The sequence below is a fragment of the Shewanella sp. UCD-FRSSP16_17 genome (genome assembly GCF_001675935.1).
In the GTDB taxonomy this organism is placed as follows: Bacteria; Pseudomonadota; Gammaproteobacteria; order Enterobacterales; family Shewanellaceae; genus Shewanella; species Shewanella japonica.
The window spans coordinates 276,577-290,336 of the sequence record NZ_LZFV01000035.1 but is presented as its reverse complement, the minus strand read 5'-3'; the positions used below and the strand labels follow the sequence as shown (position 1 = coordinate 290,336).

Annotated in this window: 10 protein-coding genes; 6 read left to right on the top strand and 4 right to left on the bottom strand. The window is 41.9% G+C overall.

Annotation, left to right across the window (positions count from 1 at the left end):
* Positions 1-192: 192 nt before the first annotated feature.
* Positions 193-2,586: a bifunctional aspartate kinase/homoserine dehydrogenase II gene (locus tag A9267_RS15045; protein ID WP_065109758.1), complete on the bottom strand. Its 2,394-nt coding sequence runs from the start codon at positions 2,584-2,586 to the stop codon at positions 193-195.
* A gap of 53 nt (positions 2,587-2,639) precedes the next feature.
* Positions 2,640-3,800: a cystathionine gamma-synthase gene (gene metB / locus A9267_RS15040; protein WP_055022727.1), complete on the bottom strand. Its 1,161-nt coding sequence runs from the start codon at positions 3,798-3,800 to the stop codon at positions 2,640-2,642.
* A 222-nt stretch (positions 3,801-4,022) separates the two neighbouring features.
* On the opposite strand from metB, the gene metJ reads away from it, so the two are divergent.
* Together metJ and A9267_RS15030 are read left to right on the top strand one after the other, a co-directional pair.
* Complete coding sequence (gene metJ, locus A9267_RS15035; protein ID WP_055022728.1) at positions 4,023-4,340, top strand: met regulon transcriptional regulator MetJ; 318 nt, start codon at positions 4,023-4,025, stop codon at positions 4,338-4,340.
* A gap of 109 nt (positions 4,341-4,449) precedes the next feature.
* On the top strand, positions 4,450-5,190 hold the full coding sequence (locus tag A9267_RS15030; protein WP_065109757.1) for a sulfite exporter TauE/SafE family protein: 741 nt from the start codon (positions 4,450-4,452) through the stop codon (positions 5,188-5,190).
* 43 nt (positions 5,191-5,233) lie between these two features.
* Here A9267_RS15030 and A9267_RS15025 read toward each other — a convergent pair whose 3' ends face one another.
* Entirely contained in the window at positions 5,234-6,460 is a 1,227-nt protein-coding gene (locus A9267_RS15025) for a conjugal transfer protein TraF (RefSeq protein ID WP_065109756.1), read from the bottom strand.
* Between the two features lie 120 nt (positions 6,461-6,580).
* On the bottom strand, positions 6,581-7,489 hold the full coding sequence (locus A9267_RS15020) for a LysR family transcriptional regulator (RefSeq protein WP_065109755.1): 909 nt from the start codon (positions 7,487-7,489) through the stop codon (positions 6,581-6,583).
* Between the two features lie 192 nt (positions 7,490-7,681).
* On the opposite strand from A9267_RS15020, the gene A9267_RS15015 reads away from it, so the two are divergent.
* The 4 genes from A9267_RS15015 (at position 7,682) to A9267_RS15000 (ending at position 13,756) form a co-directional block, all read left to right on the top strand.
* On the top strand, positions 7,682-8,401 hold the full coding sequence (locus A9267_RS15015) for an SDR family oxidoreductase (protein ID WP_065109754.1): 720 nt from the start codon (positions 7,682-7,684) through the stop codon (positions 8,399-8,401).
* A gap of 276 nt (positions 8,402-8,677) precedes the next feature.
* Positions 8,678-10,360 (top strand): ABC transporter transmembrane domain-containing protein, encoded by a 1,683-nt coding sequence (locus tag A9267_RS15010; protein ID WP_065109753.1) that lies wholly within the window; start codon positions 8,678-8,680, stop codon positions 10,358-10,360.
* On the top strand, positions 10,357-12,438 hold the full coding sequence (locus A9267_RS15005; RefSeq protein WP_065109752.1) for an ATP-binding cassette domain-containing protein: 2,082 nt from the start codon (positions 10,357-10,359) through the stop codon (positions 12,436-12,438). Before A9267_RS15010 ends, A9267_RS15005 begins: the two co-directional genes overlap by 4 nt.
* A complete protein-coding gene (locus A9267_RS15000) occupies positions 12,431-13,756 on the top strand; it encodes an HlyD family type I secretion periplasmic adaptor subunit (RefSeq protein WP_065109751.1) in 1,326 nt (441 codons plus the stop codon). Before A9267_RS15005 ends, A9267_RS15000 begins: the two co-directional genes overlap by 8 nt.
* The last annotated feature ends 4 nt before the right edge of the window (positions 13,757-13,760 follow it).

Sequence of the window (13,760 nt, the reverse complement as noted above, 5' to 3'; positions counted from 1 at the left end):
TTCATACTGCTGAATTTTTTATTAATAATGACTTGGTTTACTGCGATATCTCAAAAACATTAAAGAAAATAACGCACTTGGGTAGCACAAGGTTCAACCACTGCATTACTGTCCCCCAACAAAAAAGGCTTACTTCGTTTAGAAATAAGCCTTTCATTTACACTAACCATAAGGTGAACAAGCAATTAAAAGTTACTCTTGCAGTAAATCCTTACAAATCTGTACCAGATCGGATTGAACGGCTGCCGCTGTGACTTCTCTGCCAGCACCAGATCCACGAATAATTAGAGGATTACCTTGATAAAACGCACTTCGAATAACAAAAACGTTATCACCAGGGGTTAAATTGGCATAAGGATGATTTGTATCGACCCATTGGATACCTACTTCAGCATGCATTTTGCCATCAACCTTGTCCAAAGAGGCGACATAACGAAGCACTTTATTTTGCTCTGCCGCTGTAGTGAACTGCTGCAACATACTCTGATCAAGTTCCGTGATACGTGCTAAAAAATCATCTAAAGATAAGTCTGCCAATGCAGCAGGCACCAGTGAGTTTAAGACTATATCCTCTAATTCAATTTCAAAGCCAATCTCACGAGCTAAAATCAATAGCTTACGTTGCATGTCACGACCAGAAAGATCGTCACGTGGATCGGGCTCGGTTATCCCTAACCCTCTTGCCTCTATCACCAATTCTGAAAAAGATTTTTGGCCATCATAATGCTCAAACAACCAACACAAAGTGCCTGAGAAAATACCGCCAACCGCCTCAATACTGTCACCACTATTACGTAAATCATTCAGGGCGTGTTGTATTGGTAAACCCGCACCACAACTTGCGTTATAACGCCAAAATAGTCTGCGGTTACTCAGCTGTTGTTTCAGCTCTCGGTAAAATGGTAATGGCCCTGAACCTGCAAGTTTATTAGCACTAACAACATGAATTCCACGGGCAAATAATTCAGGGTATTGTAAAGTTAAGCTGGCGCTGGCACTGATGTCTAGCACGACTAATTCATCACAATCGAGATGCTCTAGTTGCTCAAATAGACTCGTATAATCCCAAGGTTTAGCAGTCGTATCAAACTTATCTTGCCATTGAGTAAGATCAATTCCGTCAGGGCAGATAAGTGCTTCTTTAGAGCTCAGTAATCCCACTAATTGCACAGTGGCTTCAAGCTCACGATTAAGTGCTGTTGAAGATCGTTGGAATAAATCAATCCAAGCTTCACCGATATTACCGACTCCCAACAGCAGCACGCCAATACGCATTCGTGGACCTGCGCAGCGGCGATGTACTTTTTGAGTGAGTAAGCTCACCTGAGATTTTGGCACTAAGGTCACTAAGCTTAAATCATCTTGATAAAGCGGTTTTGCATCACGACTGAGTAAGCGAGCAAAACTGCGACGATAGTGCTCGGCATCAGCGCTAACCAAGGCGACTAATCCAAGCTCATCGCTCACATGAATATCACTGACATTAAGCGCTTGGGCGTGTAATTCAAGTAAGGTGTGCACTTGCTTTTGATTTTCAACAGTAAAAGCAAGTTCAACTTTATGGTGGGCAGATGTCCAATAAGCTAAAGGAAGGATCCCCTGTTGCGCTAATAATTCAATCAGGTTTTCTGTTGGTGATTGCAGCTTAATTTTAAACAGTACGACCTCATTTAAACTCGTTACAACCGGCGCACTTGCCGAAGAGCTTTGCGGCGCAATCAAGGTAAAATCAGTATGAGATGCATAGCTAGAACGAACAGCCAAACTGACATTGGTATCAAATAAAGGTTGTAATGTCCTGCTGTGAAGGACAGGAGAACCTAAATGAGCCAATCTATCCGCTTCCGCCAATGACATACTATTGAGTAACTTGGCATCATTGATTTTATTAGGGTCTGCATTAAACACCCCTTCAACATCAGTCCAAATAGTGACTCGTTCTATATCTGCTAAGCTCGCAATTAAGGTTGCGCTGTAATCAGAGCCATTTCGTCCAAGTAACAGAGTATCACCTTGCTGGTTAGCGCAAATAAAACCAGTAATGACTAATCGCTCATTGGGGTGCGCTTCAAGCAGTGCTTGCACTTTTTCACGTGATTGAGCTAATCGAATATTAGGCACTAAGCCTTCGTCAGCAACGAGAATTGAACAAGCATCAACATTGATTGCAGCAACACCTGATTCACGTAAAAGCGCAGCCATTAAGCGCGCAGACCAACGTTCACCAAAGCTGAGCACTTGGTTTAATTCGAATTCATTGCGCTGCTCAAGTGATAACAGGCTGATCAGTTGCGCCTTATCCGTTGATAGACGCTCACGTAAATCTCGGGCTTGTTCGTTAGAGAGCAGCTGCTCAATTAAGTTTTGCTGGTAGCTGATGAGAACTTGTAATTCTTCTTGCCATAATTCGCCCGTTTCCCGAAGCGACAACAGCTTGTATAGAAAGTTAGTGCTTTTTCCCGCAGCTGACACGACGACAAGATCGTCGCAGTTTCCATGAGTCAACAAAATATGGGCGACACGGCGATAACAATCTGCATCAGCAAGACTTGAACCACCAAACTTATGTAAATGACTGCGGGTCATTTTGTACTCCTTAAACCACTAAACTTTTGTGCAAAACGCTGACTGACACGGAACTATAATGCGGCAACTGCTGCGAGCCCGGCATTGATGTCATTCACTAAATCTTCTGCGTCTTCAATCCCGACAGATAGTCTCAGTAATGTATCTTTAATACCAGCTTCATAACGTGCTTCAGGCACCATTGCTCTGTGGGTCATTGTTGCTGGGACGGCAACTAAGCTTTCCACTCCGCCTAAGCTTTCAGCAACACTGAAAATCGATAATGCATTTAAAAAGGCAACCACTTCCGCTTCGCCACCTTTAAGCTCAAAACTTAACATAGCACCAAAGCCTTTTTGCTGTTTGGCAGCAATATCGTGACCTGGATGGTCTTTTAAACCGGGATAGTACACTTTTTCAACGACATCACTAGATTGCAGCACGTCAATCACACGCTGAGCATTAGTTTGATGCTCACGGATCCGCACGGCTAAAGTTCTAATACCACGCAGTGTTAAGTAACTGTCAAATGCAGAACCTGTTAGCCCTAAGGTATTTGACCACCAATGTAATAGCTCACCAAGCTCTGCATCTTTAGCGACAACGGCGCCGCCAACAACATCACTGTGGCCATTAATGTATTTAGTCGTTGAGTGCATCACGATATCAGCACCAAGTTCTAATGGCTGCTGTAAAATTGGAGATAAGAAAGTATTGTCGACTACAACAAGTGCATCAACAGCATGGCTTGCTTCAACGATGGCTTTAATATCCACAACCCGCAAAAGTGGGTTCGAAGGTGTTTCTAACCAGACCATTTTAGGCTTTTGCGCTATCGCTTCAGTGAGTGCTTTCTCGTCAGTTTGATCAACAACCAATAATTTAAATTGGCCTTTGTTGGCAAGATTTGTGAACAGTCGGTAACTACCACCATAACAGTCATGCGGTACCACGATTAAGTCATCAGGCCCAAGTAAACTGGTCACTAAGGTAATCGCGGCCATTCCTGTACAAGTTACAATCCCTGTCGCGCCATTTTCTAGTTTAGCGATTGCCTCTCCTAGTACACAACGAGTCGGATTACCTGAGCGGCTATAGTCGAATTCCCTAGGGTTGGTGTGTCCATCAAATGAATAATTTGTTGAAAGATAAATCGGCGGGACTACCGCGCCATACTGAGTATCAGATTCGATACCTTGGCGAACTGCTAATGTAGCTGCGCGATGTTTTTTCATTGTAAGCTCCTCAAGATTGACACACTATAGAGTACACACCGTAGAGATGTCTAGATGGCTAAATGTACCTAAGCAAAGTTAGATCGTCAACACATATTAGACGTYTARACGTCTAAACATAAAGAAATCTATTTGTATTCGTTATAGAATAGCAGCAATAATTTGACTGTAATAAATAAGCAGTTAAAATCTGCCACGAATCTATCGTATAAAGGTGAGTTAATGACTGAATGGAATGGCGACTATATCAGCCCATATGCCGAACATGGCAAAAAAAACGAACAAGTTAAAAAAATTACGGTATCCATTCCGTTAAAAGTGCTTAAAGTACTAACTGATGAACGTACTCGTCGTCAGGTGAATAACTTGCGCCATGCCACTAACAGTGAACTATTATGTGAAGCATTTTTGCACGCATATACTGGTCAGCCACTCCCTAACGATGAAGATTTATCTAAAGAAGGCCCAGATAGCATTCCAAGTGAGGCTAAAGCTCTTATGGATAAAATGGGCATCGAGTGGGAAGATTTAGACGAATAACCACTATTGAGCTTACTTTTATGTAAGCTCAATTTTATTCTGCATTTCTATTCGCATAAATTTGTCGCACCAAATTTGCACCGACCTTAATTAAGTCAACGAGCACAGAATGGCATTTATCGATCCGCAAACCTTGATGCTTGCATCGGTTATCATATTTCTGGGCGCACTAACTCAGGGGCTAATAGGTTTTGGCTTAGCAGTGGTCGCCAGTCCACTGCTTTACATTATTGACCCTCAACTTGTTCCTGTTCCAGTTATTGCATGTGGATTTTCCATTGCATTAATAACGTTATTGCGAGAGCGAACCCCGCTCAAGTTTAATGGCTTACAATACGCCTTGCTCGGTCGAGTCCCTGGTGGTTTTCTTGGTGCTGGATTATTAATTTTTGCCCCACAAGCAGTATTAGGGCTAGCGATAGCCTTTATTGTGGCTACTGCAGTCATTCTTAGCATCTATAAAATTACCGCACCAGTAAATAAGATCACTTTGTTTATAGCAGGGGTTTTATCAGGAGTATTTGGCAATATCGCAGCAATTGGTGGCCCACCTCTAGCAATATTACTTGCCGGAAAAGACGCACCACAGTTTCGTGCAGCCTTATCCATATTTTTTGTCTTTAGTTCTATGATTGCGATGTTGATACTCATTTTGGCGGGACTCGTTGAGCTAAAACATGTTTGGCTTTCATTGATGTTATTGCCGTCGGTGTTTTTAGGTAGCCTAGTGGCAGGAAAACTAACCAATAAAGTCGACAAAGAAAAAACCAGAATGGCAACATTAATGCTGTGTGGCCTGAGTGCTATCGTGCTAACAATTAAGTCAACGTTAGCTTTATCTATCAGTTAATCACGCCATAATTAAAGTCGCTGACGATCTGCTAAGTTAACACTCAAAAGTGGTAAGAGGTTTGTAATACTGCCCCTACGGCGTCATCTTCACCATAGCTACCACTCATGTCTAACTTAAATGCTTGCCCAATCGCAAAACCTGTACCAAATGAATATATATCAACACTGTTGTCTTTTAAGTCATGTCGATAACCCATTCTCAACGAGAGCCAATCAGTGGCTTTTAGTTCACCGCCTACACGCCAATACTGCACAGGATCAAACTCTTTAAATCGGGTTTGATCGACTAAATCAATATCTGTGGTCAAGGTTACCGATGACCAATCGTAGGCAGCGCCTGCGGTAATTAATGGTTCCACTTGGTAGTGAAACTCTCGTCCTTGCGCTTCAACCGTTTTGACGGTTTGACTGAATAAGTTTCTGGCAGATAGCCCAATAGTTAATTTTTCAATAGGTTCAAATGCGACACCAACGTCCAAATTAAAGAGATTTTCATCGTTACGATATTTGTCATCATCAAAATCATCGGCGTCGAAATTGTTAGCATTAACTGAGTAATGGTAAGTATCAATTCGTTGAAACTTCGGTGAAACCCCTACCCTGACAGGCATATTTACAATCGACAAAGGAAAGCTGAGTGCCACACCAAAATCAGTCACACTACCAGCTAGCACGACACCTTGAGAATCGAGGTCAGTGATTTCAGTTGGCGGGTTATTAGGGTCAAGCACGTTCAAAGTATCAATGTCTGACTGGGCAATATCGGCCACACCCACTGCGTCAATATAACTTTTATAAAAAACCGCCATCGGCATACGTTGATTTGGTATCACCAAGGCTGCACCAATTCCTGCTGATACATTCGCCACATTGCCTTTGAGTGATTCTAAATCTAACACCAAGTCGTCTCGAAAGGCTTCAACCTCGGCGGAATCACCGTTATTGATTGCCGTTTCAAGGCCATCATAAGAGTCCTGTAACGAATCAAACTTATCAATCATATTATCGCTATCAGAACCTTCGGCGCCAATTGTTGGCAGTAATAAAGAAAATGCTTGGGTCTTGTTGATTTCATCATTGGTATAGGTGTTATGTGGAATAAGAATGGCCAATAAAGCAGGATTAATGAAACTGGCGCCAACTCGATTAGAGGCAGCAACACCAGTACCACCCATACTGTCGCTTCGAGCTTCAAAATAAAGCCCGCTAGCTTGCACATTATTGGCAAGCAAGAGTAAACAGAAAGGTAGCGCTAGTCTTGATAGCATCCCAGTTTTCCTATTTTTATTGTTTAATAAAGATAGTAGAAATAATCAAAAAAGGATGTCATATCAGCAAACTAAATTTTCATTTTTACCTTGTTTCAATTAACTGCATTGACTAAATTTTTATAAATCAGGCAGATAAGATTTGAAACGTTCATGGGTAAACTGTATAAATTTCTTCAGGCGCTCAGGTTGAAATTTGTCCTTGTGATAAAGCACATAAAACGGTGTGTCGGGTATTTGCCAATCTGTAAATACTTCGACTAATTTCTCAGTTTGTATCTCTTGATGGCAATATAAATAAGGCAACCTGACAATACCATTACCAGCTAATGCGCTAATCTTCATTGCTCGGCCATTTTTACACCGAAACTTACCTTTAATCGCAACATCAATATGCTCTTTCACAGCTCCCTGTTGACTAAAACGCCAATGATTAATCGAACCAACGATACAAGCATACTTATTGAGTTGGCTCGGATGTGTCGGCTGTCCATATCTTTCAAGATAGGCAGGTGACGCCAAGGTACAGTTTTTAATATCAATAAGCTTTCGTGCTATTAATCCTGAATCCGATAAATCGCCCATTCTAAATACCACATCAAAATGATCTTCAATTAAGTCGACTCGTTGGCTACTGAAATCGAGATCTATAGTGATATCGGGATATAGTTGGATAAAGTCATTCACTAAGGGAACGATAATGTCTTCCCCTAAAAAACCACCCACACAATTGATATAAATATTACCTGATAATTTTTCCGCACTATCTACTGTGGTAGCCACAGCTTGCTCAATTTGATGTAATGCTTGCTGGCATTGTTGTAAAAACAGCGCGCCTTGATCTGTCAATCGTTGCGTTCTGGTGGTGCGAATAATCAAACTGACACCTAGAAATGTTTCTAAACTCAATAATTGTTTAGATAAGTGCGAGCGTGAACAGCCCAATACTTCCGCAGCTTGAGTAAAGTTACCTTGTTCTGCAATCACCACAAAAGCACGGATATCCACTAAATTTATCTCTGTATTCATTTAACTCTCAATATCCATTTGCAGATAAGATGGTAACAGTTCTGCAGTAACCACCGCCTATATACGTCAATGAGTCATCGCTAACGCTGGCTCATTAGAAGCCATACGTAAACAATTATGTTCTTTATCGATTATATATCAACAATAAATCGCGCTCTATAATTCTCTCATTAACAAAGAGAGGTCGAAATCATGAAAGAACTTATCGTAATTACTGGTGCATCTTCAGGTATTGGTGCAGCAATGGCCAAAGCATTCAGCGCTAAGGGACATCCATTACTATTATTGGCTCGCCGTCTTGAACCCATGCAGGCATTGCAACTTGAAAATAGTTTAGCAATTAGCGTTGATGTGACAGATACTGAAGCGATGAAAGCAGCCATTACTGAAGCTGAAACACAATACGGCCCTGTTGGCTGTTTAATCAATAACGCTGGTGTGATGTTACTAGGTCAAGCAGATGTGCAAGATCCACAAGAATGGACCAAGATGCTCAACATCAACGTAATGGGTGTACTCAATGGTATTCATGCTGTTTTAGCCAGCATGAAAGCCCGTAAAACAGGTACTATCATCAACGTAAGTTCAATTGCTGGCCGTAAAACCTTTCCAAACCATGCGGCTTATTGTGCAACTAAATTTGCTGTACATGCATTAACGGAAAATATCCGTGAAGAAGTTGCTATGGACGATGTTCGCATGGTGACCATTGCACCAGGAGCGGTAGAAACTGAGTTATTAAGCCACACAACAGATCAAGCGATTAAAGATGGCTACGCAGACTGGAAAGAAGACATGGGCGGCGTAGTCGCACCAGAAGTCATTGCTGAAACGGCTGTATTTGCCTACGAAATGCCACAAAGCGTTTGTGTTCGTGAAATCGCGCTTGCCGCAACACGTCAGCAGCCTTAACGCTATGATAAACTAACTCATGACTAACCAAAGCCATTCCAATCAGTGAATGGCTTTTTTATACACTTCTATATTTGTTTTACCTTTTTAGCCAAGCACTTAGCATTCATTTTATATTTTTAGACTCAGCCTTTAGTCTAAAACAAGCAAATAACCACCAATACAACATATTTCCTGTTGAAAAATTAACCGCACAAGACTAATTTAAAAGGTAATTCGCACAAAGTGAACTACGCTTAATTGATTGAAATTAGTGTTTATAAGGATGTTGAATAGATGCAGGAAAACTTCAGTTTACTTTCTAAGAACAAGGCATTTCCCGAGCTTTTTCTTTCTTCGACATTTATTAATTTATTGTCGCTCGCCTTGCCTTTCACCATGCTACAAATTTATGACCGAATTTTACCTAATCAAGGTTACGGGACTGCGACTATTTTAGTATCTGGAGTCGCCGTCGCTATTTTGCTTGAACTGCTACTTAGGTATGGTCGTAGTTGGATTCTTGCAGCATCAGCAGCCAACTTCGAGTTATCAACAACATCTGATGTCGTTGATAAGCTCATGAAAGCTAATTATCGCCATGTTGAAGCCATGGGTACTGGTCGTATTGCCAACGGCCTCGCCAGTATTTCTAGTATGCGAGAACTCTACTCAGGACAAGCTATCGTTGCTTTGATGGACTTCCCTTTCGTCCTGATTTTCCTTGCCTTAGTCGCCTATATAGGCGGCCCTTTAGTCTTTATTCCAATAGCTGTTTGGGTTGTTGTAGGCGCATTAGTTTATTACATAGGCAAACAATTAGCCTTAGCCACCCATGATTTAGCACTGTCAGATGCAGAGCGAACTCGAATGCTGATTTTAGTGCTGTCAGGTTTAACTACAGCCAAAGCTTTATCACTTGAAGACCGACTTTCTGGTATTTATAACAATATCAATTATCAACGATTAGATAACCAACAACGAGTAGATTGGCTATCAGCAAAACTCCAAGAAGTCATTCAAGGAGCATCTCAGGGAACCACGTTGATACTGGTCATGCTTGGTTGTCTGGAAGTGTTAAATGGCTCTCTCACAACGGGTGGGCTTGCCGCTTGTTCAATTTTAGCAGGTAGAGCTATTGCCCCATTAAGTGCCATCATTAGTTTACGCTCAAGACTTGTTAGTGCTCAAACGGCGATGTCACACGTTAATGACTTAACTGAAATTCCCGCAGAGCCTTTTACAGGCGAAACCCTGTATCATCAAAAGCTTCCTTTTGGCCCCATTCAATTTACGACCGTGTGTAGTCAAAACCTCGGGACTGTAATTGATAATTTTACTACGAAAATTGAACCTAATAGCTTGGTGAATCTTCAATCTAATCCGCTAAGTCATGCAAGCCATATTTTAAGCATGATTGCAGGATTTCAGCAGATTACTTCAGGTGCGGTGACTATTGATGGCACACCAATCTATCAGCATAGCGCCACAGAATTTAGACAATCAGTCACTTACGTTGCGCCTTGGCCGACACTATTTGCGGGAAGCTTATTAGAAAACATGACCATGTTTCGGGCTGAGTATGAACCGCAGGCCATGGCTGTTGCTGATAGTCTAGGTTTAACTAATGCCATTGCCCAACTGCCTAACGGTTATCAAACGCTCGTCGCAGACAGTGATAGCCAAATGCTCAACAAAGGGGCGATAAAACTTATCGCCATAGTGCGAGCTGTGGTTCAGCAACCTTCAATACTGCTTCTAGATGAGCCCATGATTTCATTAGATGCCGATGCGCAAAATCGTTTAATCGCTTTACTCAAAGAGCTTAAACAGCACATGACTATAGTGACCGCATCACATTATGTAGCGCTTAGCCAAATATGCGATCAAAACATTGATATCATCGGCCATAGCGAGCCTTCTTCAGAGCAAACGCCTTCCCAAGCGGTTAGCCAAGCTAATAAGGAGAACCGCTCATGAGCCAAGCATCATTAGAATTAAAACCACTCATTATCACCCTGTTCAAACAGCTTGGCTTATATACACAGGCCAGCAATATCGCCAGTGATAATAGCCAAGATGACTTTAACACTCTTGAAGTCTCTCGCTTGCTTAAAAAGCACCAAATTAGCTTTTCAGTCATTCACCCTTCAGCTAAAAATCTTCACCTTGCGATTCATCCATTTCTTGTGATTCCAGAAAACGAAGCTGGGTTCATTGTCAGGCGACAAGGAAATATTTTCGAGAAACTGCAAAGTGAGAATACATGGCAACCAATAGACTTAACCCAACTCAATGACAAAGCTCATGTTTTTCTGGTTGAATCATTACCGAGCAGTAAAAAAAACGTGCAAGCTTTTGCCGCGCAAATGAGTAAACGGACAAAATGGTACCGACCTGTATTTTGGCTCAGTTTACTTTCAAGTATTACAGGTCTGGCCGTGCCATTATTTACCATGGCCGTATATGATCGAGTCATTGGCGGGCAAACACCGTCAATACTACCTAGCATCGCACTAGGCAGTGTCTTGGCAATTGGTGTTTTAGTCAGCACTCGTTTAGTACGGGCACAAATACTGGCTACAACCAGCAACCGCTTTGCCAGGGACTTATCTGAAATAACCTTTTATCGTTTGTTGCATATGCCTCTTATGGTGCTATCACGAGTCGGTATTTCCAATCATATTGCCCGAATGCGAAATGCTGAAAAGGTCAGGATGTTACTGTCAGGCCCCGGCGGTGGAGGCTTGGTGGATTTACCATTCACCCTCATCGCCTTACTCGCCATCATGTTTTTAAGCGGTTGGTTAGTTTTAGTGCCTATTGGTATGTTGCTGCTCTATTACCTTGTGAYGAAACTATTAACTCGTTATGTTCAGGCAGCGTCTCCGACAATCAGTGGCGAATATCAAAATGCTATGAGCGAATTATCTAAAAACTTACTGCAATTAAAGGCCGCTGGTGACACCGAAGGCTGGCAAACAAAGTTTATTCGCCAAGCAAGAGAAAATAGCCGACAGAATTTTTTATACGCTAAACGTAATGGTTTAAATGCAGCAGTTGCTCATTCACTTAGTCTTTTTACCGCATTAATTACGGTATTTACTGGCATATTTTTAGTGTTAGATCAGAGCATCTCTCCGGGGGCATTAATTGCCTGCGTGATGATGATTTGGCGTATTACCGGTCCTGCTCAATTAGCATTTTCCTCTAAACAAAAATTCACCATGATGGATATTGCGGTCAAACAGTTTGATCGGTTCATGCAGGCCAATACCGAGCAGTCAGAACTTAGGTTGGATACACCAGATAATAGCAAGCCACCAGCAGTTGCTTTTCAGCATGTCACGCTTCGATACAGCGCAGAAGGTGAACCTGCACTAGCAGGGGTAAATGTAGAGATTGAACCGGGTGAATTAGTGGCCATTATTGGACCAAACGCATGTGGTAAATCCACTTTACTACTGAGTGCATTAGGAGTATTAGATGCCCAAGCAGGCTTTGTAACCATCAACGGTAAAAATTTAAAACAATATGATACTGCCATTTTTAGACAATGGGCTGGTTATAGTCCCTCACAACCGGATATTTTCCCTGGCACCTTGGCCGAAAATATTCGTATTGCTAAACCTAACGCTACAGACCAAGAAATTATTCAAGCTCTAATTGATGCTGGCGGACAAAGCTTTTTTAACAGCATCAATAATGATTTATCTGTCGACCTTTTGGGCGAAAACAATGCCATGCTTTCGGCCATTGAAGGCAGCTATATTAATCTCGCTAGAGCGCTAGTGAAACAATCTCCACTTTTGCTGCTTGATGAACCATTACCACACCGAAACCCGACATCAAAAGCCACCCTGATTAATACGTTAACAAACCTAAAAGGACATTCAACCGTCTTATTTACTAGCCACGATCAAGACTTAATTCAACAAGCAGATAAAGTCATCATTTTAGATAAAGGCGCGGTGGTTTACGCGGGCCCTATTCCAGATAAAACGCCCCAAGAGCAGCCCACTTCAAGTGCCGAACAGGAGTCTTCAATCAATGGATAATCGTCAATTAGCTAATCGAATATGGCCTAAGCATGAATTTGCTGAAGCGATTGAAGCACCTGCTGAACGCAAAATGATCCGCAATGTCATTTTAATCATCACAGGATCAATATTATGTATGCTTATTTGGTCTGTTTTTACTGATGTTGAAGAAATATCAAAGTCTAAAGGACAAGTCGTACCACTAGGTCATCGACAAGTGATCCAAAGCCGTGCAGGTGGCACGATTGCCTCAGTCGTTGTTGAAGAGGGTGATGTCGTCAAAAAAGGCGATATTTTAGCAAGCTTTGTCTCTATTGATAGCTTATCAGCAGAAGAAGAGCTCACCAGTAAACGTGCCAATTTAATCATGCGAATTGAGCGTTATGATGCCTTTACGGAACAAAGAGAGGCCGACTTTAGCGAATTTGCTATCGAGTACCCTGAGTTACTGCGACTTCATATTTCCGCTTTAAGACGTATGAATGAAGAGCGTGTTGCAATGGAGCAATTATCAGAATCCGATATTGCCAAAACCCAAGCTGAACTTGACGGTCTTAAAGCAGAAATCCCGCCATTAAGCGATCAAATACAAACAGCTGAACAAACCCTTAAAATGATGCTGTCCGTTACTGCTGAACAAGCGGTATCTAAGTTGCGTATTTTAGAGTCACAACAAAAGCTTGATTCCTACATGCGTGAGCTAAAATCAATGGAAAGTAAACAGCAAGTGCTCTCCAAAAATCTAGTTAATTTAGAACGTCAACTCAAGCAAAAACAAGCCTCACTATTTAAAGATGTCGGAGAAAAACGAACAGACACTCAAGCAGAGTTATTGGGGGTTATCGCAAGACTTAAATCTTCTGATTCTTTGGTGTCTCAAAATACAGTGACAGCGCCTGTTGACGGTATTATCCAATCCATTCCTACGAGTTCTACTGGTAGTGTAATTCAACCAGGAGGCACTGTTGCAGTGATAGTTCCTATGACTAAAACAGGGTTAATGGAAATTAAACTGTCCCCAAGAGATATCGGCTTTGTTCGAGTGGGCCAAAGTGCTCGTATCAAAATTGATGCCTTTGATTACAGTCGATACGGCGCGCTTGATGGCATCGTCAAACGCATCTCTCCCAGCACTGACTCAGATGAAAAAGGCGGCGTTTTTTACAAGGTGCAACTGTCCATCGAAAAGCCCTACTTTTTTGACACGCCTGGTCAATTTGAATTAATCCCAGGCATGACAGGAGAAGCAGACATAGTGACTGGGGATAAAAGTGTTTTCCAATATTTATGGAAACCCGTGTTTACTAATATTAATGAAGCATTCGGTGAGAGGTAGAGGT

Excerpts from the sequence above, each read along its gene's own strand:
- A9267_RS15045 (WP_065109758.1), bottom strand. The coding sequence starts at position 2,586 with ATGACCCGCAGTCATTTACATAAGTTTGGTGGTTCAAGTCTTGCTGAT.
- metB (WP_055022727.1), bottom strand. The coding sequence starts at position 3,800 with ATGAAAAAACATCGCGCAGCTACATTAGCAGTTCGCCAAGGTATCGAA.
- metJ (WP_055022728.1), top strand. The coding sequence starts at position 4,023 with ATGACTGAATGGAATGGCGACTATATCAGCCCATATGCCGAACATGGC.
- A9267_RS15030 (WP_065109757.1), top strand. The coding sequence starts at position 4,450 with ATGGCATTTATCGATCCGCAAACCTTGATGCTTGCATCGGTTATCATA.
- A9267_RS15025 (WP_065109756.1), bottom strand. The coding sequence starts at position 6,460 with ATGCTATCAAGACTAGCGCTACCTTTCTGTTTACTCTTGCTTGCCAAT.
- A9267_RS15020 (WP_065109755.1), bottom strand. The coding sequence starts at position 7,489 with ATGAATACAGAGATAAATTTAGTGGATATCCGTGCTTTTGTGGTGATT.
- A9267_RS15015 (WP_065109754.1), top strand. The coding sequence starts at position 7,682 with ATGAAAGAACTTATCGTAATTACTGGTGCATCTTCAGGTATTGGTGCA.
- A9267_RS15010 (WP_065109753.1), top strand. The coding sequence starts at position 8,678 with ATGCAGGAAAACTTCAGTTTACTTTCTAAGAACAAGGCATTTCCCGAG.
- A9267_RS15000 (WP_065109751.1), top strand. The coding sequence starts at position 12,431 with ATGGATAATCGTCAATTAGCTAATCGAATATGGCCTAAGCATGAATTT.